This is a genomic window from Streptomyces sp. NPDC026394 (assembly GCF_055567735.1).
Genome location: NZ_JBVHPX010000026.1, coordinates 1 through 23,727, shown reverse-complemented (window position 1 = coordinate 23,727; position 23,727 = coordinate 1). Strand labels below are relative to the sequence as shown.

General features: G+C 72.7%; 17 protein-coding genes and 1 pseudogene. 10 read left to right on the top strand and 8 right to left on the bottom strand.

The window, feature by feature from the left end:
- Positions 1-36 precede the first annotated feature (36 nt).
- Positions 37-1,446, top strand: coding sequence for a GNAT family N-acetyltransferase (locus ACZ4QV_RS36330; RefSeq protein WP_361158777.1), 1,410 nt, complete (start codon positions 37-39; stop codon positions 1,444-1,446).
- A gap of 205 nt (positions 1,447-1,651) precedes the next feature.
- Here the strand turns inward: ACZ4QV_RS36330 and ACZ4QV_RS36325 are convergent, their stop codons facing one another.
- Positions 1,652-3,037, bottom strand: coding sequence for a carbohydrate-binding protein (locus ACZ4QV_RS36325; protein ID WP_361639744.1), 1,386 nt, complete (start codon positions 3,035-3,037; stop codon positions 1,652-1,654).
- A gap of 119 nt (positions 3,038-3,156) precedes the next feature.
- Positions 3,157-4,206, bottom strand: a complete 1,050-nt coding sequence (locus tag ACZ4QV_RS36320; RefSeq protein WP_361639742.1) for a LysR family transcriptional regulator — start codon at positions 4,204-4,206, stop codon at positions 3,157-3,159.
- A 194-nt stretch (positions 4,207-4,400) separates the two neighbouring features.
- Between ACZ4QV_RS36320 and ACZ4QV_RS36315 the strand changes: the two genes are divergently transcribed.
- The gene (locus tag ACZ4QV_RS36315) at positions 4,401-6,095 is read left to right on the top strand and encodes a DUF885 domain-containing protein (RefSeq protein ID WP_361639741.1); all 1,695 of its coding nucleotides are present in this window, start codon (positions 4,401-4,403) and stop codon (positions 6,093-6,095) included.
- Between the two features lie 74 nt (positions 6,096-6,169).
- Here ACZ4QV_RS36315 and ACZ4QV_RS36310 read toward each other — a convergent pair whose 3' ends face one another.
- Entirely contained in the window at positions 6,170-7,039 is an 870-nt protein-coding gene (locus tag ACZ4QV_RS36310) for a class I SAM-dependent methyltransferase (protein WP_361158787.1), read from the bottom strand.
- Positions 7,040-7,160: 121 nt separating this feature from the next.
- Between ACZ4QV_RS36310 and ACZ4QV_RS36305 the strand changes: the two genes are divergently transcribed.
- Positions 7,161-7,607 (top strand): Lrp/AsnC family transcriptional regulator, encoded by a 447-nt coding sequence (locus ACZ4QV_RS36305; protein ID WP_361158790.1) that lies wholly within the window; start codon positions 7,161-7,163, stop codon positions 7,605-7,607.
- A 22-nt stretch (positions 7,608-7,629) separates the two neighbouring features.
- Here ACZ4QV_RS36305 and ACZ4QV_RS36300 read toward each other — a convergent pair whose 3' ends face one another.
- From ACZ4QV_RS36300 to ACZ4QV_RS36290, 3 genes are all read right to left on the bottom strand, one after another.
- Positions 7,630-10,971 carry an AAA family ATPase gene (locus tag ACZ4QV_RS36300; protein WP_467764024.1) on the bottom strand — a complete coding sequence of 1,114 codons (3,342 nt, stop codon included), beginning with the start codon at positions 10,969-10,971 and terminating at the stop codon, positions 7,630-7,632.
- Positions 10,968-12,134, bottom strand: coding sequence for an exonuclease SbcCD subunit D (locus ACZ4QV_RS36295; RefSeq protein WP_361589802.1), 1,167 nt, complete (start codon positions 12,132-12,134; stop codon positions 10,968-10,970). The genes ACZ4QV_RS36300 and ACZ4QV_RS36295 overlap by 4 nt, the downstream gene beginning before the upstream one ends.
- A gap of 834 nt (positions 12,135-12,968) precedes the next feature.
- Positions 12,969-13,820, bottom strand: a complete 852-nt coding sequence (locus ACZ4QV_RS36290; RefSeq protein ID WP_361589799.1) for an SCO4651 family lipoprotein — start codon at positions 13,818-13,820, stop codon at positions 12,969-12,971.
- 338 nt (positions 13,821-14,158) lie between these two features.
- Between ACZ4QV_RS36290 and ACZ4QV_RS36285 the strand changes: the two genes are divergently transcribed.
- Positions 14,159-15,454 carry a hypothetical protein gene (locus ACZ4QV_RS36285; protein ID WP_361158803.1) on the top strand — a complete coding sequence of 432 codons (1,296 nt, stop codon included), beginning with the start codon at positions 14,159-14,161 and terminating at the stop codon, positions 15,452-15,454.
- A gap of 197 nt (positions 15,455-15,651) precedes the next feature.
- Here ACZ4QV_RS36285 and ACZ4QV_RS36280 read toward each other — a convergent pair whose 3' ends face one another.
- Together ACZ4QV_RS36280 and ACZ4QV_RS36275 are read right to left on the bottom strand one after the other, a co-directional pair.
- Positions 15,652-17,619 (bottom strand): ABC transporter ATP-binding protein, encoded by a 1,968-nt coding sequence (locus ACZ4QV_RS36280; protein WP_361158805.1) that lies wholly within the window; start codon positions 17,617-17,619, stop codon positions 15,652-15,654.
- Positions 17,616-17,750 carry a hypothetical protein gene (locus tag ACZ4QV_RS36275; RefSeq protein ID WP_361158808.1) on the bottom strand — a complete coding sequence of 45 codons (135 nt, stop codon included), beginning with the start codon at positions 17,748-17,750 and terminating at the stop codon, positions 17,616-17,618. The genes ACZ4QV_RS36280 and ACZ4QV_RS36275 overlap by 4 nt, the downstream gene beginning before the upstream one ends.
- Positions 17,751-17,948: 198 nt before the next feature.
- Between ACZ4QV_RS36275 and ACZ4QV_RS36270 the strand changes: the two genes are divergently transcribed.
- From ACZ4QV_RS36270 to ACZ4QV_RS36245, 6 genes and pseudogenes are all read left to right on the top strand, one after another.
- Positions 17,949-19,295 (top strand): DUF5685 family protein, encoded by a 1,347-nt coding sequence (locus ACZ4QV_RS36270; protein WP_467764023.1) that lies wholly within the window; start codon positions 17,949-17,951, stop codon positions 19,293-19,295.
- A 378-nt stretch (positions 19,296-19,673) separates the two neighbouring features.
- Positions 19,674-21,137 (top strand): amino acid permease, encoded by a 1,464-nt coding sequence (locus ACZ4QV_RS36265; protein WP_467764040.1) that lies wholly within the window; start codon positions 19,674-19,676, stop codon positions 21,135-21,137.
- Between the two features lie 60 nt (positions 21,138-21,197).
- Complete coding sequence (locus tag ACZ4QV_RS36260) at positions 21,198-22,226, top strand: SMP-30/gluconolactonase/LRE family protein (protein WP_467764022.1); 1,029 nt, start codon at positions 21,198-21,200, stop codon at positions 22,224-22,226.
- A gap of 216 nt (positions 22,227-22,442) precedes the next feature.
- Positions 22,443-22,685: a WhiB family transcriptional regulator gene (locus ACZ4QV_RS36255; RefSeq protein WP_361158813.1), complete on the top strand. Its 243-nt coding sequence runs from the start codon at positions 22,443-22,445 to the stop codon at positions 22,683-22,685.
- 397 nt (positions 22,686-23,082) lie between these two features.
- Positions 23,083-23,244, top strand: coding sequence for a transposase (locus tag ACZ4QV_RS36250; protein ID WP_467764021.1), 162 nt, complete (start codon positions 23,083-23,085; stop codon positions 23,242-23,244).
- Between the two features lie 242 nt (positions 23,245-23,486).
- A pseudogene (locus tag ACZ4QV_RS36245) lies at positions 23,487-23,727 on the top strand (hypothetical protein); the annotation flags it as partial.

Here is a 23,727-nt window from a genome sequence, read left to right as displayed (position 1 = left end):
GCGATCAGGCAACACCCGTCGGCAACGCTGGTCTGCATGACTGACGCGACATCTGCCAAGAGCGCCCGCCGCCACCACTGGCGGCGGGACCTGGTCGAGCTGGCGGCCCTGTTCACCGCGGTGTCGGTGGCGGACGCCGTCGCCAACACCATCGTGCACGGCCCGTCGGGGCCGGTGCTGCTGTGCTGCTCGGCGGTCGTCCTGATCGCCACGGCCGGGTTCCACACCTGGTGGTCACGGCGCCACGAGCACGCTCCGCCGCCGACCGATACGGGCGCCGCAGCGCCCACCGCTCCGGCCGTTCCCGAAGGGGAGCCGCGGGAGACGGCGCTGTGGCGGATGCGTACGACCGTGCGGGACCGGCCGGGCAGCCTCGCCGCACTGTGCACGGCCCTGGCCCGGCACCGGGTGGACATCCTCAGCCTGCAGACACATCCGCTGTCGGACGGGACGGTGGACGAGTTCCTGCTGCGCGCCCCCGTACCACTGCCCGCCGCCGAACTGACCCGGACGGTCGCCGCGGCGGGCGGCTCCCGCACCTGGCTGGAGCGCGCGGACGCTCACGACCTGGTGGACGCCCCCACCCGGATGCTGGGGCTGGCCACCCGTACGGCACTGGACTCCGCCGAACTGCCGCTCGCGCTGCGCCAGTTGCTGGGCCGCTGCACCATCCGTTCGGTGCCCGCGGCAGCCCTGAAAGGGCGCCCGCCCGCCGGACAGGTGCCGGACGAGGGGATTCTCGAAGAGCACCGCATGCAGTTCCGTGACCCGTCCGGGGGAACCGTCACCATCGAACGCCCGCAGTTGCCCTTCACGCCCACCGAGTTCGCCCGGGTACGGGCGCTCGTCGAGCTGGACGCGCGGCTCGGGCAGCGGGTGCCGCCGCGCCGCGACGTGCTGACCCTGCCCGAGGGCAACGCCATCACGGTCCGCCGCGCCGACCCCTCGGACCTGGCCGCGGCCCGTGAGATGCACGACCGCTGCTCGGCCCGGACGCTGGCGATGCGCTACCACGGCCCGGTCGCCGACGCCGAGCGCTATCTGGACCACCTGCTCAGCCCCCGCTTCGGCCGCACCCTCGCGGTCGAGACGGCGTCCGGGCGGCTGGTGGCCCTCGGCCACCTGCTGTGGGACGGCGAGGAGACGGAGGTCGCACTGCTGGTGGAGGACGCGTGGCAGCGGCGCGGCATCGGCTCGGCTCTGCTGCGCCGGCTGGTCGGCATGGCGGCCGACGCCGGCTGCGCGAGCGTGTACGTGATCACGCAGGCGTCGAACACCGGCATGGTGGCGGCGATGCGGGGCCTGGGGCTGCCGCTGGACTACCAGGTCGAGGAAGGGACGCTGGTGATCAGCGCCCGCCCGCAGGGACTGCCTGCCCGGCGGGAGCCCGTACGGCCGGACGCGGCGGCCCGCGTCGTGCCGGGGCCCGGGCCGCAGGTGCCGTGACGGCGTGACCGCGCAGCGCCGGGGTGCGCGAAGGAATGTGGGGCCGGCCGGTACGCGAGCGCTCGTACCAGCCGGCCCCGGCGGTACGGAGACCGGTGCGGATCGGTGCCGTACCTCAGTGGCTCTGGGCCGTTCTGCCGGTGCTGTACTGCTCAGCCCGTCCCGCGGTCCTCAGCGGCTCGCCGAGGACCCGGCGTGCTGTCGCTCAGACCTGCTCCCACAGCGAGGGTGTGTTCGCGGGCTCCCAGCCGGGCTGCGCCTGGTGGCCCTGGAGGCAGCGGTAGGTGGTGCCGTCGTACGTGACCTGGGTGCCCGCCTCGTAGACGGTGCCGGAGGCCCAGGTGGTCTCACCCGGCTGGCCGGGGCCGGGGTTCTCGGAGCCACTCGTGGTGGTCTTCAGCGTGAGGCCGTAGCCCTGGAGCAGCGGGTTGATGGGCTGGTAGAAGGTGGTGCCGCCGGAGCGGCAGTTGCCGGACCCGCCGGAGGTGACGCCCTGCGCCTGGCTGCCGGAGATGAAGGAGCCGCCGGAGTCGCCCGGTTCGGCGCAGACCGAGGTCCTGGTCACGCCGCTGACGGTGCCCTGCGGGTAGGTGACGCTGGTGTTGTGCTGCTGGATCGTGCCGCAGTGCCAGCCGGTGGTGGAGCCGGAGCGGCAGATCGAGGCGCCGACCGCCGCCTGGGTGGAGCCGGCGACCCGTACGTTCTGGCCGCCCTGTCCCTTGACGTACGGCGTCGAGGTCCAGTTGCTGTTGGTGGCGACCCAGGCGGTGTCCCGGCCCGGGAAGGTGGACGCCTGGAAGCTGCCCTGGGCGGCCTGGTTGTATCCGGTGGTGGAGGTCCCGGCGCGGCCGCAGTGGCCGGCGGTGGCGAAGCCCTGCTGGGTGCCGCGGGTGATCGCGAAGCCGACGGAGCAGCGTCCGCCGCCCATGTAGTACGCGTCGCCGCCGCGGATGTCATAGAGGGCGCGCGGGCGTTCGGCGGTCGCGCCGACGCTGACGAGGCCGCGGTCGGCGCCACTGGCCGCGACGAACGACCGGGCGGCGGCCGGGTCGGCGGCGCGCAGTTGCACGGTGTTCGTCCGGACGTCGACGGCCCACGAGGACGCTTCGGGAGCGGCCCGGCGCGCCGACGCGCGGTCCAGTTCGTCCTTGGCGGCTTCGAGTTGGGCGAGGGTGTGCGGTACGTGGACGGCGCGCGCACCCGCTGCCCGTACGGCGGCCAGGCGTGCGGCGTCGGTGGTGGCCACGGTGAGGGTGGCGGACTCGGTGCCGCTGACCCAGGCGCCGGCGAAGGAAGCGCCCAGCGCGTGGTGCAGGCGTCCGGCGACCGCGCCGGCTTCCGCCTCGTTGGCCAGGCGGCGTTCGGCCTGTGCCCGGTCGAGGCCGAGGTCGCGCTTCATCGCCTGGAACACGGCGTCGGACGTGGCGCCGACGGACAGGGTCTCGGCGGCCGAGCGGTGGGGGGCCTGCGGGGACGTCGAGTCCGCCCGTACGGTCTGGGCCGTCGCGGAGCCGGGCAGCGCGGTCAGCACGAGCGCGCCGACGGCGGCTATGACGGCACACGCGCTGGTTCGGGCGTGTCTGTGGCGCATGGGGGAGGTCTCCTCGGTCTCGGGGGGGGGTGGAGGTGCCGAAAACGTAGGTGCCGTGTGCCGGCCCGGAGAAGATGTCAGTTGTCCTTCTGCCAGGTGTTATGGATGGCGGGCGGGGCTCATGGGTAGTCGGTGGCCCGCGGCGGGCGGGGGCGGCCGGGAGCCGCCGCCCGGCGTTCCGCGCCCCGCGGTGGGCCGGGGTCGGCCGCGTCCCGGTGATCGGCCGGTTCGCCGTGGTCGGCGAGCCACTGCGTGTAGCTGTCGCTGCGCGCGGCGGCGTCGGCGTGGGCGGCGCGCGCCTGGGCGACGACTTCGGCGGCGGAGTCGGCGGCGGCGGTGGCCGGGTGCCAGCCCACGAGGTGGCGCCAGGTCAGCGGCGTACCTGCCAGCGGTCTGGTCACCATGCCGGGGGTGGGGGGCAGCGTCGCGCGGCACAGGCCGGCGGCCCGGCCGACCTGGACGAGGTGGATGCAGGACGCGGTGTCGGTCTCGTAGACGCGGGTGGGGGTGAAGCCGGCGCGGGCGCAGGCGAGGGTGAAACAGTCCGCGAAGCAGCCGTCGCCCGGTACGTCCGCCCAGGCTTCCGCCGCCAGTTCCGCCAGGGCGATCTCCCGCCTGCCTGCCAGCGGGTGGCCCTCGGCGAGCATGACGAAGACCGGGTCCACCGCGACCTCCCGCCAGCGGAGCCGTTCGGGCTCGGGGGCCGGGCTCTCCCCGCACGCCCCGATCAGGGCGAAGTCCAGCCGTCCGGCGGTGACGGACGCGGCGATCTCGCGTTCGGACCAGGTGGTGAACGTGGTCACCGGTACGCCCGGACGGACCGTCGCGAGCCGGTCCACCAGGCCGCCGAGCAACGGGCCGTGGGTGCCGCCGAGCCGGAGGCCCGCCACGGCGCCGTCCGCGCTGGTGAACCGTGCGGCCTCCTGCTGGAGCTCGCTGATCGCGGGCAGCACCACGCGGGCGCGTTCGAGCACGAACTCGCCCAGGGCGGTGGCCCGCACGCCGAAGCGCCCGCGCTCGAAGAGCCGGCCGCCCAGGGTGCGCTCGATGCGTTTGAGCTGGGCGCTCAGGGCGGGCTGGGCGAGGCCGAGCCGGGCGGCGGCCTTGGTCAGGCTGCCCGCGTCGGCAATAGTCCGGATCGTCTTTAAATGCCGCAATTCCAGGTCCATTCTGTGAGCTTGGTGCTCCGCTCCGGGCGGGAGCAAGACTCCGGTCCGGACCAATGACGGCCGCGTCAGCAGGCGCGGCGGCCGGTGCCGCGGCCCTCCGCTCCCGTTCGCCCTGCGCGGACGCGCCGCCCCGACAGGAACGTACGGCGTGCTGGTGATGACGTACCGGGGGCATCCGTACGAGGATGGGGCGCATGTCCCACACCACTGCTTCCGACCACGCGCCCCTGCCCCGCCAGGTCGCCGACGCCTACGTCGACGCCCTGGTCGACCTGGACCCCATCACCGGTACCTTCCTCGGCGTCCCGGAGAGTTCGAGCCGGCTGCCCGACTTCTCGCCCACCGGCCAGGAAGCCGTGGCCCAACTGGCCCGTACGACGCTGGACCGGCTCGCCGAGGCCGAGCGGCGGCCGGGCGGGGACAGCGAGATCGAACGACGCTGCGCCCGGCTGCTGCGGGAGCGGCTGACCGCGGAACTGGCGGTGCACGAGTCGGGCGAAGGGCTGCGCACGGTGAGCAACCTGCACACGCCGCTGCACTCCGCACGCGAAGTCCTGACGATCACGCCGGTCGAGACGGACGACGACTGGGCGGCGCTCGCCCAGCGGCTGCGGGCGATGCCCGCCGCGCTGGAGGGCTACCGCGCCTCGCTGGAGGCCGGCCTGCAGCGGAACCTCCCCGCCGGGCCGCGGCAAGTGGAGACCGTCATCGGCCAGTTGGACACGTGGATCGGTACGAACCGCAGCTGGTTCGCCGACCTGACCGAACCGGGCCCCGCGGCGCTGCGCGGCGAGCTGGACGCGGCGGCGGCGCTGGCGACCGGCGCGCTGGTGGAGCTGCGCGACTGGTTCCGCGACCGTTACGCACCTGCGGTCGCGGGCGCTCCGGACGTGGTGGGCCGCGAGCGCTACGCCCTCCTCGCCCGCTTCTTCAACGGTGCCGACCTGGACCTGGACGAGGCTTACACGTACGGCTGGTCGGAGTTCCACCGGCTGCACGCCGAGATGGTCAAGGAGGCCGAGAAGGTCCTGCCCGGCGCGAAGACCCCGTGGGAGGCGCTGTCCTGGCTGGACGAGAACGGTGAGGCCGTGGTGGGCGTCGAGGAGACCCGCCAGTGGCTCCAGGCGCTGATGGACCAGGCCATCGAGGCGCTGGACGGCACCCACTTCGACCTGGCGGAGCGGGTCAAGCACGTCGAGTCGCGGATCGCGCCGCCCGGCGGCGCCGCGGCCCCGTACTACACCGGTCCGTCACTGGACTTCTCCCGCCCCGGCCGCACCTGGCTGCCGACGATGGGCCAGACCCGCTTCCCGGCGTACGACCTGGTCTCGACCTGGTATCACGAAGGCGTGCCGGGCCATCACCTCCAACTGGCGCAGTGGGCGCACGTCGCCGAGGACCTCTCGCGCTACCAGACGACGGTGGGCATGGTCAGTGCCAACGCCGAGGGCTGGGCGCTGTACGCCGAGCGGCTGATGGACGAGCTGGGCTTCCTGACCAGCGCCGAACGCCGGCTCGGCTACCTGGACGCACAGATGATGCGGGCGGTCCGCGTCATCATCGACATCGGTATGCACCTGGAGCTGGTCATTCCGGCGGACTCGCCGTTCCACCCGGGTGAGCGCTGGACGCCGGAGCTGGCCCACCGGTTCCTCGCCCGGCACTGCAGCCGTCCCGCGGACTTCGTCGAGAGCGAGATCATCCGTTACCAGGGCATGCCGGGCCAGGCCATCGGCTACAAGCTGGGCGAGCGTACGTGGCTCGCGGGGCGCGAGGCGGCGCGGCAGCGGCACGGCGCGGACTTCGACCTCAAGGCGTGGCACATGGCGGCGCTGTCGCAGGGTTCGCTGGGTCTGGACGATCTGCTGGCCGAGCTGTCGCGGATCTGAGGGGCCCGCCTTCGCGGGGGCCGCGGCTCACCGCTGCCCCCGCACTCGTCCGTACCGCGTTCCGCCGGCCCGGTTCATTCGCCGGCGGTAGGGACTTTGTCGGCGGTATGGATCTCGTACCGCCAGAAAGCGCGGTGCCGCCAGAATTCCACGGCCGACAGGGTGTTCACGGAATGCCGGCGCAGCCGCGCGGCCTGGAATCCCGCACCGGGCAGCGCTCCGAGCACGGCGAAGCACCGGAGCATCGGCCACATGCTGCGGGAGATGTCCTCCACACCGCGCACCGAGAATCCGGCTTCGGCGGTCAGGTGTTCCAGTGTGCCGTAGGTGAAGCGCTGGAACGACGGCATCGCGGCCCAGTCGTTGAGCTGCCGGAACACCTCGGCCGCCGGCGCCGGCATCCGGTCGGCGGCCTCCCGGGCGTACTCGAACATGACGAGCCGGCCGCCGGGTTTGAGCACCCGGTGGAACTGCGCCAGCACCGCCTCGGCGTCCGCCGCGTGCACCAGGGTCTCCATGGTGTAGACGGCGTCGAAGCTCTCGTCGGGGAAGTCCAGGGCCGCGTAGTCGCTGTGCGAGAAGGTGAGCAGGTGGTCGAGGCCGCGGCGGCGGGCCCGGCGCCGGGCCTGGACGACATGGGCGTCGAGCAGATCCACGCCGTGGATCCGCAGCCCGAATCGGCCCGCCAGCCGGCCGGCCACGTCGCCCACGCCGCATCCGGCGTCGAGGACGCGCGCGCCCGCCGGCTGCGCGAGTGTCGCACCCATTCGGTCTTCCATACGGCGCAGCGCTTTCGACCAGGCCCACGGGGAATCCGTCTCGCGGTAGAAGCCGAAATGCTTGGTGCCGTTCAGAAAGAGACGGTATCCCAGCCGAGATCCCGGCTGACGGTAATATCGGATGACTTCGCGTACGTTGCTCGCATTGCTCACCTTCAGCACCATGCCAGCCCGGTCGCGACCGGTACATCGCTTCGGCGCCGGAACCCCCCTTCTGGGGTAGCGGAGGTGATGGTCACCGGCAAAAGCCTTGATCCGCCGGGGATTCCACTGCTAGACACCTCCCATGACCGGCTATTCCCCTGACGCCACCGACTGGCGCATCCTCGACGTCCTGCAGCGCAACGGCCGCGCGGGCTACGCCGAACTGGCCCGCGCCGTCAACATGTCCGCGAGCGCGGTGACCGAGCGGGTACGGCGGCTGGAGGAGGCCGGGGTGATATCCGGGTACGCCGCGGTGGTCGACCCGGCGGGCGTCGGGCTGTCGGTACTGGCCTTCGTCCGGCTGCGCTACCCGAACGGCAGCGACGCGCCCTTCCACGGCCTGCTGGAGAGCACGCCCGAGATTCTGGAGGCGCACCACGTCACGGGCGACGACTGCTTCGTCCTGAAGGTCGCCGCCCGTTCGATGAAACACCTGGAGGAGGTGTCGGGCCGGATCGGGGCGCTGGGCGCGGTGACGACCAGCGTCGTGTACTCCTCGCCGCTCCCCCGGCGCCCGGTCAGCGCCTGAGGGGGCGTGCGCCACCGTCCGGTCAGTCCGGCACCCGGTGGCGTATGGTCGAGCCCGCGCGGTCCTTGACGACCTCCAGTTGGGCCGGGATGCGCTGCCGGAGATCGGCGACATGGCTGACGATGCCGACGCTGCGGTCCCGTTCGCGCAGCGAGTCCAGGACGTCCAGCACCTCGTCCAGGGTCTGCTCGTCCAGGCTGCCGAACCCCTCGTCGATGAAGAGGGTGTCGAGGCGGGTGCCGCCCGCCTCGTCGGTGACGACATCGGCGAGCCCGAGCGCCAGGGCCAGCGACGCGAAGAACGTCTCGCCGCCGGAGAGGCTGGCGGTGTCCCGTTCGTGACCGGTCCAGGCGTCGATGACGTGCAGTCCCAGGCCGGAGCGGCGCGCGCCGCCGGCCCGTTCGTCGGAGTGCACGAGTGTGTAGCGGCCGGAGGACATGCGGTGCAGGCGCGCGCTGGCGGCGGCCGCGACCTGTTCGAGGCGGGCGGCCAGTACGTAGGACTCCAGGCGCATCCGCCGTTCGTTCTCCGCCGACGTACCGGCGGCGAGGGCGGCGAGGCGGGCGATGCGCTCGTACTCGGTACGCAAGGGGGCCAGCCGGAGGGCGTCGGAGTGGGCCCGTGCGCCGAGGCGGTCGAGTTCGGCACAGCGTTCCTCCGCGGCGGCACAGACCGTACTGGCCGTACGCAGTCTGCGGCCGGCGTGTTCCAGTTCGGCGTGCGCCCGGCCCGGGTCCGCGGGCGGAAGGCCCGCCGCGGCGACCGCCTCGGGGTCGGCCAACTCGGCTTCCACGGCGGCCGTCTCGGCTTGGTGGCGATCGAGGCGCTGTTGCAGGGCGTTCCAGTCGGTGTCGCTCAGCAGCGCGGCCGACGCGTCCTGCGGGGTGTCGAATCCGGCACGGTAGGCGGCGTCGGACAGCCGGGCGCCGGTCTCCTTGAGGCGCTCGGCGCACGCCTCGGCCGTACGGGCCGCGGCTGCGGCCTCGGCCAGCAGCGCGACCTGCCGCTCCAGGCGGCGGGCCCGCTCGGCGACGCTGGCGAAACCGCCGCGCGCCTCTTCCAGCACGCTGTCGAGCGAGGCGAGTTCACGGTCGAGGGCTTCGCGGTGGGAGGTACGCGCGGCAGCGCGGCGCTCGGCCTCCTGCTGCTCGGTACGGCGACGCTCGTACTCCCGGTCGGCGCGCGCGGACGCTTCCCGGGCGGCATGCAGATCGGCTCCCGCGGCCCGCTCGCGCGCATAGGTCGCGCGCAACTCTTCTTCGGCGCGCGCGAGTTCGTCGACCGGAGCGTCTCCGGCGGTCGCCGCGGCGGCGGCCCGTTCCTCCTTCAGGGACTGCTGGGCGCGCTCGGCGTCCTGCCGCGCGGACTCGGCCTGCCGGTAGGCGCCCAGGGCCGCTTCCTCGGCCGTACGGTCCACGTGCCCGGCTCCGGTACGGGCCGGGGCGGGGTGCTCGGTGGCGCCGCACACGGCGCAGGCGGCGCCGTCCTCCAGCCCGGCGGCGAGTTCGGCCGCGATGCCGCGCAGGCGGCGGTCCTTGAGGTCGAGCCAGTGTTCGTGGGCCGCCGCCGCACGCTCCCGGGCGCGCAGTACGTCCTCGTCCGCGGCCCGCAGGCTGTCCGTGAGGTGGTCGCGCCGCCGCGCGGCTGCCAGCCGCTGGCGGGCCGGGTCGAGCTGCGCGTGCAGTTGTTCGGCGCGGGCCGCGGCTTCCTGGGCGGCCTCGATGCGCCGCTGGTTCTCCTGGTGCGCCGGCTCCCGGGCCGCGAGCCACGCGGCGGCGTCCACCAGCGTCTGCTCGTCGGCCCGCGCCTCCCGCTCGATCCCGGCCCGTTCCGCGGCGATCTCGGCGGCGCGGCTCTCGGCCCGGCGGGCCGCCGTCAGCGACCCGAGGTCCTGCCGCAGCTCGCGTTCCAGGGCGGCGAGCCGTTCGGCGTCCGCGTCGGCCAGGTCGGGCGGCAGTTGGGAGCGTCCGCGCCGCTCTTCGGCCTGCGCCGTCCCGTGCTCGCGCCAGGCCGCGTCGTGCAGCGCCAGGGCGGGGGCGACCTCGGAGGCCGCGCGGGCCCGCGCCAGCCGGTCCCGGGCCCGGTCCCGCTCACCGGACTGCGCGGCCAGCTCCGCCGCGCGCCGCTGGGCCTCGGCGTACCGGCGCTGGAGGCGGTCCCGCTCACGCTCCTCGTCCGCCCGCGCGCGGGCGGCGGCCTCCGCCGCCTCGGCGGAGCGTACGGCGAGCCGGGCGATGTCGCACCGCTCGCGCGCGTTGGCCCGCGCGACGGCCGCCCGTACCAGTACGGCCTCGGCGAAGCCCGGCTCGCCGGGGCTGGGCGCCTCGGCGGCCTGAGCGGTGGCGGTCCTACCGGAGTCCGGCCGCCCGTACTGTTCCGGTACGAGCACGGTGGCAGTCGCCGTATCCCGGGACGACGCGGCCGTACCGGCAGCGCGCGCCGCCCGGCCCGTACCCGTACCCCTGCCCGTGCCGCCACGGCGGCCCGGCGCCGGCTGCGCCGTTTCCGGTGCGCGTCCCGGCGCGGGGACCGAGGGATCGACGAGGTCGGCCGACTCACCCGCCGCCTGGTCCATCCGGTGGACGAGCGCCAGCAGCCGGTCGTCCCCGGCGGCCACCTGGTCGGCCGCGGCCTTGCGGCGGGTGGCCAGCTGCTCTTCGAGGGCGGCGAACCGGCGGGTGTCGAAGAGCCGCCCCAGCAGCCGGGCGCGGGCCTCGGCATCGGCGCGCAGGAAGCGCGCGAAGTCCCCCTGGGGCAGCAGGGCGACCTGGCAGAACTGCTCCTTGTTCATGCCGAGCAGCTGGCCGATCTCCTCGCCGATCTCCTGGTGGGACCGGCTCAGCGCCTTCCAGCGCCCGCCGTGGCCGGTGTCTGTGCCCGTCCCGCCGGTGCCGGAGGGGCTGCCCGCCCCGCCGCCGGTGTCTTCGGCCGTCCCGCCGGTGCCCGCGTCCGCGGCTGCCCCGTCGGCGCCGGCGTCCGATCCGCCGTCGCGGTCGCCGGTCACGTACTCGCGCAGCCGGCTCTGCGCCTTCTCGCGGGTCGTGCCGGTCCCGCGCTTCTTCGGGCGGGGCTGCTCCGGCAGCCGGGTGATCTCCAGCCGCCGTCCGCCGACGGTCAGTTCGAGGACCACCTCGGTCGGCGTCGACGGGTCGGCGAGGTCGCTGCGCAGCGCCTGGCCGTTCTGCCGCGTCCCCGGCACGGTCCCGTACAGGGCGAAGCAGACGGCGTCCAGAATGGAGGTCTTGCCCGCGCCGGTCGGCCCGTGGAGCAGGAAGAGACCGGCCCGCGCGAGCCGGTCGAAGTCGATGGTCTGGGTCCGCCCGAACGGCCCGAAGGCCGTGACCGACAGCCGGTGCAGCCTCACCCCGCCACCTCCCGCAGCACGTCGTCGGTGCGTACCTCGTCGAGAGCGGAGCGCAGTACGTCCCGCTCCTCGTCGTCCACGCCGCGCCCCGGCCGTACGTGGGCGACGAAGTCCTCGGCGATCTCCTGGTCGCTGCGGCCGCGCAGCCGCTGCGCGTACGAGGCGAGGGTGCGGGCGGCCCCCTCCTCCGGCTCGAAGGCGAGGCTGAGGATGTGCGGGAAGCGGGCGGCGAGCCTGGCCATCGGTTCGTGCGGGCGGGCGGAGTCGGTCAGCGTCGCCTCCACCCACGCCTCCGCGTGGACCTCGTGCGCCGGGTCGGCCAGCAGGTCGTCCAGCTTGCCGCGGAGGCGGGCCAGCGGGCGGGGCACCGGGCAGTCCAGGCGCTCGGCGGTCACCGCGCCCGCGGCGTCCAGGTCGACCAGCCACATGGACTTGCGGTGCCGTTCCTCGGAGAAGGAGTAGGCGAGCGGGGAGCCGGAGTAGCGGACCCGGTCGGTGATCGTCTGGCAGCCGTGCAGATGCCCGAGAGCGGCGTAGTCGACGCCCTCGAAGACGGCGGCGGGCACCGACTCCACACCACCGACCGTGATGTCCCGCTCACTGTCGCTGGGCGCGCCGCCGGTGACGAAGGCGTGCGCGAGCACCACCGACCGGGTGCCGGCGGGGCGGGCCGCCAGGTCGTCGCGCACCCGGTCCATGGCGGCGCCCAGTACGTGTGCATGGTCGGCCCGCGCGGCGCCGAACTCGTCCTTGACCAGGGCCGGTTCCAGGTACGGCAGTCCGTACAGGGCGACCTCGCCGTACGCGTCGCGCAGCACGACCGGGGTGGCGCAGGCCGCCGGATCGGTCCGCAGGTGGATACCGGCCCGGTCCATCAGCCCGGAGCCGACACCCAGGCGGCGGGCGGAGTCGTGGTTGCCGGAGATCATGACGGTGGGCACGCCCAGGCCGGCGAGCCGGTGCAGGGCGTCGTCGAAGAGTTCCACGGCGGCCAGCGGCGGTACGGCGCGGTCGTAGACATCGCCCGCGACGAGGACCGCGTCGACCCGCCGGGTACGGACCGTCTCGACGAGATGATCGAGGAAGGCGCGCTGCGCGGTGAGCAGGTTCACTCGGTGGAACGAGCGGCCGAGGTGCCAGTCGGAGGTGTGCAGAAATCTCACAGCAGCGCTCCGGCCTGCATCGTTGTCCTTCCTCGGGCACCGGCTCGGCACCGGGTCGGTACGAGCCTGCATAGCAGCACGACCGACTTTAGTCTCTGCGGGCCCCTTGTCCCTCACTGGCCTCTGCGGGGGGGGGCCGGGGCGGCGGGCTCGGTGGGGGGAACGTCGGCGGGCTCGTCAGCGGGGATCGTCGCCGGGCACGGCATCGCGCCGGCGCCGGGAACCGGAGGACGAAGCCCCGCGCTGACCCGTTCATGTCAGCCGCGCTCTCGCACCGGGCAGGGGCAGGGGCAGGGGCAGGGGCAGGCAGTAACGCGCCAGGACGTCCGTGCGCCACCGTCCGCTGTTCCATTTCGGGCACGGGAGCAGGTTCGGCCTCTTCCATACGTCCGGGAGTCCACTGGCGCCGCACCGCTTCAGGGTCCTGCGCCGCCTCCGAGTGCTCCGGGCGCCGTGCGCGGCCTACCTGGTCACCGGGCGCTGCGAGGAGTCCCGCGAGTTCTCCGGCCTGCTGCGGGAGAGCGCGGAGCAGCGCGGGGAACCGGTGACGCTGCTGGGCGCCGCGTACGGGGAGGGCATCGTGCCGCACGTACGCGGCCTGCTGTCGGAAGGGACCCGTCCGGCGGGGGAACACGGCCTGCGGGACTGGAGGCGATGCTCGGCCCGCTCCACGAGCTTCTGCACTGAACCCGGGGCTCGTCCGGTGGCCACGCCGGGCAGCCGTGTCGGGCATCCGTGCCCGGCGGCTGAGTCCGGGAGCCCGCCGGAGCGCCTCCGGACGTGCCGAAGGCGCCGGTCCACCCACCGGCGCCTTCGGGGTACATCAGCGGGCCGTCAGGACTTCGCCGCCTGCTGCCCCTGCTTCGCCGCCTTGTCCGTGATGTCGACCGTGTCCTTCGCCGGGGGCGCGGTCACGTTCACGTCCGTACCGAAGTCGCTGAATTTCAGCGTGGTGCTGACACTGGTCCGCGCGCCACTGCTGCCCTGCGTGCCGCCCCGCGGCTTGACCTCGACCTTCTCCTGGCGGACCCGGCCCTGCGCGTCCAGCCAGATGTCGAGCGGCAGCCGGTCGCCGAGCTGCGCCCTGAGCTGCTTCGCCTGCTGGGCGTTGCCCTTGGCCAGCTCCGCCACGTCGACGGACACCTTGTAGTGCGTCGTGGCCGTACCGTCGACGGTCTCGGTGCCGACCTTCGTGACGTCCTTGTCGCTGATGCCCTTGGTGTAGTTGAAGGAGGACGTCGGATCCGCGTACTGCGAGCTGCCGCCGGACTGCTGCGTCAGCTTCTTCAGATCCACCTTCAGCCACGACTTGCCCTGCGGCAGCTGCTGCCGCTGAGCGGCGGGCGGCTGCTGGTAGAGGACGCCGTCCACCGTCCGCTGACGGATCTGCTGATCTCCGGTCCGCAGCACCATTTCGCTGCTGCCGTTGCCCAGGTCCACGACCCCGGACCCGCGGACCTCCGCGTTGTTGCCGCCACTCCGGGCCCGCGTGAGGAGCGTCATCCTGGCTGTCTTGGCGGCGGTGGTCTTCTGGTGCGCGGCCCGTACCGCCTGCGGCCCGTCCGCCGCCCCGCCCTGCGAGGCCGACGCTCCGCCCTGCTTCCCGGGGGCCTTGTCCGATGCCTGGTCGTTCCCTCCGCCGCAGCCGGTGACGAAGGTCAGGGACAGCGCCCCGGTTGCCGCCACCGCTAAGAGACGCGGACGTTTGCTCACTGTTCTCACTGAGACCTCCTGGTAGCAAACCCGTACAGGCCGACGTGCCGTTGCGGGTGCCCCGTGGTGCACGGATGAATCGCGGCGTTTTGCGGACCGCCGGATACCGGTTGCCGGCCATCCCCTCCGGTCGCGCCCCTCCGGTCGCGCCGAATGAGACGGCAGCGGCGAATCAAACGTTCCTTCCTGGCCCCTCACCGTCCGGAATCGAGCCAGCTCCGCATATGGCCTGAACAGCGTCGAACAAGCCTTCCGCAATTGACGCCACCACATGCCGCGGGCAGCCTTGCGCTCACCGCCACAGCGACGAGATGAGGACGCGAGTGACCGCCAACGGAAATGGCAAGTCCGCCGACGAACCGTATGTCATCACCGGCCGGGGGCAGGACGCCGCTCCCAAGAACGCCTTCTCCTTGTTCGCCGACGTCAACTACAACGTGGGAGGACCCCGCACCAAAATTCTCGTCATCCCGGCCAACGGCACGGCGAACAACTTCAGCGATTACGGGTTCGACCAGAGCGACGACGGAGTGAGCAGCGTCGTCAACAACACCGACCGGGACAACATCCTCTTCACCCGGACCAACCAGGGGGGCTCGCAGTTACCCGTCCCCGCCAACTCCTCGATCACCGACCTGACGCGGATTCCGCTGTCCGGAAGCCCCACCAGCACCTGGAACGATCAGGCCCAGTCCGCCCTGGCCTTCAACAAGCCGGTGCCGCTGCCGGTGTTCACCGCGCCGAAGCCCAGCGCGCAGTCCCAAGAGCGCCGCCAGGCGATCCAGGGCAACGCGGCCCCCGACGTCCAGCAGGTACTGCTCTACGAAGGGACCACGCTGCTGGGCACCTGCCCGGTCAAGGACAGCACGTGGGAGTACACCCCGGACACCGACTGGCCGCTCGGCCAGCACGACCTCGCCGCCATCGCGGTGCGCGACGACGTCCTGTCCGGCAAGGCACCACTGCGGTTCTACGTCGTCCTGCCGACTCCCGTCGTGGACATCCGGTCCCCCAAGGAAGGCGTCGAGGTGGACAGCGGCGCCACCGTCGACGGTGTCGCGTTCAACGCCGACACGGTGACGCTCACCGAGGGCGCCACCCAGCTCGGCACCGCCAAGGTGACCAGCAACCTGTGGAGTTTCGCCCGCGAGGGCGGCTGGTCGCTCGGACAGCACAGCGTGACGGCGAAGGCCGTACGCGGCAGCCAGGAATCCGCGCCGGAGACCGTGAATTTCACGGCGGCCAACAAAAACCTCACGGTGGAAAGCACCTTCAACTCTTCCTGGCAGGACTGGCAGACCCACAAGTACATCCACTCCTACGACGTCACCCTGTATGCCGGGGACACCGATGTGAAACACTGGCACGTCGGCTTCGGCCAGCTCCCGGACGGCTCGGTGCTGGCCCCGGAATTCGAAGCGAGTTTCTGGGGAATGGTCATCAGTGACGGCTCCGACGGAAACGTCGTCCTCGGTTCGCCTCCCGAGGGCGTCCACATCGTCCCGGCCAAGGGCCATCTGACCCTTCGCGTCCTGGTGCTCATCCCGACGCAGGACGAGGCGTACAAGAAGCTCTACGGCCTGTTCGCCAAGTCGCTGACCGAATAGCGGCCACCGCGTAGGCACAGCACGACAGGCACAGCGGGAACGGCAAGCACGGCAGGAACGTCAGGAACGGATGTCGCGGGGGCCCGGACGCGCGCGGCCCGGGGCCCCGCGATCACACACCTCGCGTACTTCGCGTACCTCGCGCCCCCGGCCGGCCGCGCCCGTCCCCGGGCCGTATCCGCTCCCGCCCGCGAGGCTCATCCCTTCTTCCCCGCGGCGCGGCTCCCGGACTCGGGTACGGCGCTCGCGTACTGGGCGGCCTGGATCTCGTAGAGAGAGCGGTAGTGGCCGCCGTCGAGGTCCATCAGCTGGGCATGGGTGCCCTGCTCGATGAGGCGGCCCTCGTCGAGCACGTAGATGAGGTCGGCGGTCGCGGTGGCGGCGAGCCGGTGGGTGATCAGCAGGACGGTGGTGCCGTCGTCGGTGAGGGCGCGCAGGGCCTGGAACGCCTCGACCTCGGCCCTGGGGTCGAGCGCGGACGTCGGCTCGTCCACGACCAGCAGCGGGGCTTCACGGTAGTGGGCACGCGCGGTGCCGATGCGCTGCCACTGCCCGCCGGAGAGCTGGGTGCCGCGCTCGAAGCCCTTGACGACCAGGCTGTCCCAGCCGTGCGGCAGGGAGGTGACGACGTCGGTCGCGTCCGCGCCGTCGGCCGCCCGCTCGACGCGCCACTGTTCGAGCCGCTGGTCGCTGCGCCCGATGTGGATGTTGGCGCGGGCGGTCATCGGCCAGTGCGGGAAGTCCTGGGCCAGCAGCGCCACCTGACCGAAGACCGCCGCACGATCGGCGTCGCGGGTGTCGGTGCCGTTCCAGAGCAGACGTCCGTCGCTGGGCAGGTACAGGCCCGCCACCAGTTTCGCCAGGGTGGACTTGCCCGAACCGTTCGCCCCGACCAGCGCCACGACCGTGCCGTGGGGAATCGTCAGGTCCACCTTGTCCAGGGCGGGTGAGGTGGCGCCGGGGTAGGTGAACGACACGTTCTCCAGGCGGACTTCCTCCAGCGGCCCGGTCAGCGGAACACCCCCGCCGGGAATGGCGTGCCGCTTGGCGGTGCGGCACGCGTCCTCCCAGTCCTTGAGGTACATGGCCTCCTCGTAGAGGCGGTTGAACTGCATGACCAGGGACATCAGGCCGGCGCTGGACGTCCGTACGGCGATCACGGCGGTACCGGCCACGGCCAGCGGCATGCCGCCACCGGTCAGCAGCAGCCACAGCACGCCGTAGGCGCCCAGGGACGCCAGGCCCGAGGCCGCCGAGGCGACGGTCTGGGTGCCGGCCTCGGCACGGGCCAGCCGCTGCTGCTCACGCTCCACCGTCCTCGACATGTCCGCGTACGCGTCCACCAGCAGCCGCCCCGCGCCGTGCACCCGGATCTCCGCGGCGCACGCCTGGTCGGTGAGCTTCTGGGTGATGACGGAGATGGCGCGGCGGTGCTCGATCCAGGTGTGCCGGGACTCGTACTGGCGGCGGGCCGAGAGCACGGCCCCCCACCCCTTCGGGGCGGCCACCAGGAACAGCATCAGGACGAGCAGCGGGTGCAGCATGAGCAGCACACCGGCCGCGGCGAGCAGGCCGGTCAGCGCGTTGAGGACCAGGATCGAGGAACCGAGCATCATCCGGATGGAGTCGGTGCCGAACCGGCCCGCGTCGAGCGTGCGGTGGACCTGCTGGTCCTCCAGGGCGGCGAGTTCGACGTGGATCACGCCGTGGTAGAAGCGGGCCGTGCAGACGCGCTCGATCTTGGGCTCCAGTTGCCCGGACGCCGCCGTGGACACCGCCGCCAGGAGCGTCGAGAGCACCGCGACGGCAGCCACCGCCACCAGGGCCGGCAGCGCCTGGCGCAGCCGCTCGGGCGTGGGCCCGGCCGCGAACAGCGCCACGAGCGCCTGGTTGGTGGCCACCAAGGTGAAGGCCCGCAGGACACCTTGGCCGACCTCGGCGCCGAGCAGCACTGTCAGCGCGACGCGGTCCTCACGCCAGGCCGCCTTGGCGACGGCGCTCATCATGGCGGGGAACTGGCGGGCCATCGACCACAGCCCCATCCGCAGGATCGGCATCTCGTGCCGCGTGAACGACAGGTCGTAGCGCAGCGCACCGCCGAACAGCACCCGCTCGCTCTCGGAGACGGGCAGCCGGGTCCGGGGCCGGACGCCGCGGCCTTTCACCGTGTCTCCGGCCACGCGGCATACGCGGTGCGGCTGCGGGGGACGCGGGCGGTACGGGTACGCGGGCGGGCCTGCGCGGGGCGGGCCGGGGCTCCGGCTGGTCCGGTCGTCACCGTCACGGTGTCCCTCATGGCTTCTCCTCCGGCTTGTGTCGTCGTGCCTCGTGCTATGCCCCGTCCTGACCGCCCCGGCACGCCCGGTGCCCGATCCGGTCGGACCCCGTGGTCACCCTCGCCGCACGGGCCGCTACCGCCGCCCCCGTCCCGCCGGGTAATACGATTTCCAGCCACGACCGTTCTTCACCGTCGTCCAACGGGGGATCTCTTCACGTGTTCGGAATCGTCAGGCCCTGCACCCACCGCCTGTCCAACGGGCTCAAGGCCGAGTGGACGGCCCATCTGTGCGGGCTGTGCCTCGCCCTGCGTGGTGACCACGGGCAGTTCGCCCGGGTGGTGACCAATTACGATGGCTTGATCGTGTCCGTCCTGACGGACGCCCAGTCCGGCCGGGCGGCGGCGCAGCGCCGTACCGCCGGGCCCTGCCCCCTGCGCGGCATGCGGACCGCCTCGGTGGCGACGGGCGAGGGTGCGCGGCTGGCCGCGTCGGTCTCGCTGGTGCTCGCCTCGGCGAAGATACGCGACCACGTCGCCGACCGGAACGGACTGCTGCGCCGCCGCCCGGTGGCCGCCGCGGCACGCAAGGTCGCCGCAGGCTGGGACCGGGCGGGAGCCCGTACCGGCGCGACCCTCGGCTTCGACACGTCCGTCCTCGTCGACGCCGTCGACCGGCAGGTGGGCATCGAGCAACTGGCGGGCCCCGGCACCCCGTTGACGGTCATCACCGAACCCACCGAGACGGCGACCGCCGCCGCCTTCGCCCACACGGCGGTCCTCGCGGGCCGCCCCGGAAACGCCGCACCGCTGGCCGAGGCCGGCCGGCTCTTCGGCCGGCTGGCCCACCTCCTCGACGCCGTGGAGGACCGTACCGCGGACGCCGCCGAGGGCGCCTGGAACCCGCTGACCGCCACCGGCGCCTCTCCCGCGCAGGCCCGCCGGCTGTGCGACGACGCGCTGCACGGTATCCGTCTCGCGCTGCGCGACGTGGAATTCACCGACTCGGCACTGGCGCACGCCCTGCTCGTGCACGAGCTGCGGCGGTCCGTCGACCGCGCCTTCGGTACGGCGTCGTGCTCGCACCAGGGGTACGGGGCCGGCCCGTACGACAGCGGGACCGGCAAGCCGTACGGGCAGCCGCAGACTCAGCCGTACCCCGCCGCGCCTTCGTACGCGCCGCCCAGCGGCCCGTACGCCCACGGCCCGCAGCACCTGAACGGGCCGCAGAACCCGTACGCGGGCGGGCCGGTGCCGCCGGGTGGTCAGGGTGGTTACGGGGGTCATGGGGGCCACGGGAGTGACGGCGGGCAGGGCGGACACGGCGCCCCCCACCCGCCGAAAAAGCCCCGCGGCCTCCTGACCGGCTGCGCGGTCGCCATCGGGCTCTGCTGCACCTGCCAGCTCTGCTGCGCCGAGGAGTACGAGGGGCCGTGGTCGCGCAAGAAACGCGAGGGCTGCTGCCGGGACTGCGACTGCTGTGACAGCTGCGAATGCTGCAACTGCTGCCCGGATTCGTGCTGTCCGGACTCCTGCTGTTGCGACGGCTGTTGCTGCGACTGCTGACCCCGCACGACGCCTCACCCTTCTCCGCTGCCCCCGTCACGTCGACACGCCCACGTAACGACGTGACGGGTGCGGCGCGTCGTACCGCTACGGATACCGCTTCCGACACCGACACGGGCCGACAGGGCAGGCCGACCCGCACCCACCGGCCACGATCACGCCCCCGGGCCACCGATCCGGACACTCACCCGTAAAAGCCTCGACACACCCGCCTCCCTGGTCCTTTCCTTGCGCCAACGGCTCATCCACCCAGTACTGGAGGCTGCATCCGTGACGCGCGTAAGCCGATCCGCCCCCGACGGCCAGGCCCCGCCCGGCCCCCGGGCCGACCACGACTTCCTGCGCAAGCTGGGCTACACCCCCGTACTGAAACGGCGGATGGGCCCGTTCGCGAACTTCGCCATCTCCTTCTCCGTGATCTCCGTCCTCTCCGGCTGTCTGACGCTGTACGGATTCGGACTGGTCACCGGCGGGCCCGCGGTCATGATGTGGGGCTGGATCGTCGTGGGCGTCATGGTCATGTTCGTCGGCGCCGCGCTGGCCGAGGTCACCAGCGCCTACCCGACGTCCGGCGCGCTGTACTTCATGGCCGACCGGCTCGGCGGCAAGCGCTGGGGCTGGTACACCGGCTGGCTGAACCTCCTCGGCCTGCTCGGCGCGATCGCCGGTATCGACTACGGCTGCGCCCTGTTCGCGGGCGCGTTCGCCGGGCTCCAGTGGGGCTTCGAGCCCACTCCCGGCTCACTCATGGTCATCTACGTCTGCGTCCTGGCGCTGCACGCGGCACTGAACCTCTTCGGCGTACGCCTGGTCAGCATCCTCAACACCGTCTCCGTGTGGTGGCATCTGGCCGGGGTCGCGCTCATCGTCGGCGTCCTGTGGCTGGTGCCCGCCCACCACCAGTCCCCCTCCTTCGTCTTCACCACCTTCGTCAACGACACCGGCTGGAACAGCACGCTGTACGTGGCGCTGATCGGCCTGCTGCTGGCCCAGTACACCTTCAGCGGCTACGACGCGTCGGCACACCTGAGCGAGGAGACCACCGGAGCGCAGGTGAACGCGGCCCGCGGGATCGTACGGGCCATCCGCTGGTCCTGGGTCGCCGGCTTCGTCCTGCTGGCCGGGCTGACCTTCGCCATCCAGGACTACACCGGCGTACAGAACACCCCGACCGGTGTGCCGCCCGCGCAGATCTTCCTCGACGCGCTCGGCGTCAGCGGGGCGAAGGCGCTGCTGCTGGTGGTGATCGTCGCGCAGCTGTTCTGCGGCAACGCGGAAGTGGCGGCCACCTCCCGGATGGTGTTCGCGTTCTCGCGCGACGGCGCGCTGCCCGGTTCCGCCTGGTGGCGGCACCTCTCCCCGCGCACCGGCACACCGACCCGGGCCGTCCTGCTCTCCGTGGCCGTCGCCGCCGTCCTCGCCCTCCCCTCCCTCTACTCCTCGGCGGCCTACGCGGCCGTCACCTCCATCAACATCATCGGCATCACCCCGGCCTACGCGATCCCCGTCTACCTGCGCCTCCGCCACCGCCGCACCTTCCGGCCCGGCCCGTGGAACCTGGGCCGCCGGGGCGTCCCGGTCGGCCGGGTCGCCGTCCTCTGGGTGGCCTTCATCACCGTCCTGTTCTGCCTCCCCCAGAGCCATCCCGTCTCCCTCGCCACCTTCAACTACGCCCCCGTGGCCCTGTTCCTCGTCCTCACCCTGGCCACCGTCTGGTGGGCCGTCGCGGGCCGCCGCACCTACCACCTCCCCGACCCCGGCACCGGCACCGGCACCGCCCCCGACCCCGATCCGGCCCCCGGCTCCCCGACGCAGCACACACCGGACGGAGCCACCGAATAACCGGCCAACCCCTGCCCCCACCCCTGGTAAAGGTCCCCGGCGCCGGGTAGTCAGCAGGTCATGGCCAACGCATACGACGAGACCAGCCGGATGACGAAACCCCTGCCGCCGCTGCGGACGGTACCGCTCGACGGGAGAGGGCCGGAGGACGTGGTGGTGGACTCGGCCGGGCGGGTGCTCACCGGCCTGGAGGACGGCAGGGTGCTGCGCCTGGACCCCTTCCCGAAGGGCTCCGGCAGCGAGCCGACCGGTACGCCGCCCCGCGCCCCCGCCGGCCCACCCCGCGCCGAAGTCATCGCCCGTACCGGCGGCCGCCCGTTGGGGCTGGAACCGCTGCCCGACGGCGGAGTCCTGGTGTGCGACGCGCGCCGGGGGCTGCTGCGCGTCAACCCGTCCGACGGGACGGTACGGACCCTCGCCGACACCGTCGACGGCGCCCCGCTGCGCTTCTGCAGCAACGCCGCGGCAGCCTCCGACGGCACCGTCTACTTCAGCGTCTCCAGCCGCCGCTACCCCCTGGAGGACTGGCTCGGCGACATCCTGGAGCACACCGGCACCGGACACCTGGTCCGGTTGCGCCCCGGCGGTGAGCCCGAAGTCGTACTGGACGGCCTCCAGTTCGCCAACGGCGTCGCCCTGGCGCCGGACGAGTCCTACGTCACCGTGGCGGAGACCGGTTCACGCCGACTGACCAGGCTGTGGCTGACCGGACCACAGGCAGGGCAGCACGACATACTCGCCGCGGACCTGCCGGGCTACCCCGACAACATGTCCCGCGGGTCCGGCGGCCTGTTCTGGGTGGCCCTGGCAGGCCCACGCTCCACCCGCCTGGACCGCCTGCACCGCACGAAACCAGCACTGCGCCACGCCGCATGGAGCGTGGCCCGGCGTGTCCGCCCCCGGCCCGGCCCCCTCACAGGCGTCCTGGCCGTCGACACCTCCGGCCGCATCATCCACGACCTGCGGCGCCGCAGCCCGGACTACCGCATGGTGACCAGCGTCTGCGAACACGACGGTCACCTGATCCTGGGAAGCATCCACGAACACGCGCTGGCCGTCTGCGAACTCCCCTCCGCCACACGGGATTGAACCCCGCCCGCACGGGAACCCGGGCCATCCAGGTTCCCACGTGCGGACTCGGACAACAGGGGGCCACACCAGCCGCCCTGCCACGGCCCGCCGCCCCAGGCGCCGGGCCGTCCGGCGTGCCGTCATCACGTACGGGCACTGTCCCGGTACGCGACTCCGTGGAACCTGCGACGACAGAAGACAACCTCCTGACGATCTCCACGAGGGAAGGCAGCCATGGAGTGGTGGGAAAAAGCAGCGTGCCTGGACGAGGACCCGGAACTCTTCTTCCCCGTAGGGGTGACGGGCCCCGCCGCCCAGCAGCAGGCGGACGCCAAGTCGGTGTGCCGCCGATGCCCGGTGGCCGGCGAATGCCTGGAATGGGCCCTCCAGACAGGCCAGAACTACGGTATCTGGGGCGGCACGGACGAGGAGGAACGCCGCAAGCACTCTGGCCTGCGCAAACACCGGGCAGCCTGAGGGGCGACGCAGCTGTGGGACTTCTCTGGGACTTTTCGCACCGGCCGGGACCAGCCGGCTCTCCCCCGAGCCAAGGCCGGCCTCGGTGCGCCCCAATCCGATCTGTGCGAAGACCGCGTCGATGGCGGCGGTACCCCGTGCGCCGGCGCGGGGCAGGAAGCGGGAACACGTCCGCAGCGTGAAGCCGGAGTCCAAGTGCCCCAGCCACCGCGCCAGGGAGACGACGGACTCGCCGGCCGCCAGTTCCTCGGAGGCGTAGAAGTGGCGCAAGGCATGGAAGCCGTGCTCCCTGGACGGCTCTCTTGCAGTGGAGCGATCACACCTGCTCTGGCCAAGGCTGTCGTCCACACGTACGCTGTTTCGTTTGGATCATCTGATCGTTGGTCCGGGTGTGCCGTTGACTGACGCTCAGTGGACGCGGATCGAGCCATTGCTCCCGGACCGAACCCCGAGGCGGGGTGGCCGGTGGCGTGACCACCGTGAGGTGATCGACGCCATCGCCTTCAAGTTCCGGACCGGAGCCCAGTGGGTCCACCTGCCGGACAAGTACGGCAACTGACGCGGGATCTGCAACCGGCTGCGAATGTGGGCGGTCGACGACACCTGGGAGCGGGTGTTCACCGCGGTGGTGGCCCAGCCGACGCCGAGACGAAGACCTCGACTGGGCTGTCTCGGCGGACTCCACCATCGTGCGCGCTCACCAGCACGCGGCCGGGGCTCGCGATAGGGGCCCCGGCCGGCGAACTGGACGATCACGCCATCGGCCGGTCCCGCGGCGGACTGACGACGAAGATCCACCTGGTGGCCGACGGCCACTGCCGGCCTCTGGTGTTCGTCCTGACCGCAGAACAGGCCGCCGACGCGCCTGCCTTCGAGCAGGACATGGCCCGCCTGCGAGCACCCCGGCAGCGTAGTCGGCCTCGCACCACCCCGGACGCCGTTCTGGCCGACAAGACATCCCACGCGGATAAGTCAAGCCGCCGCTGCTTGGACCTCCGCTGGGGCTTGTGGGAAAGCGATCGTTTCGTTGTAGGTGTGACCG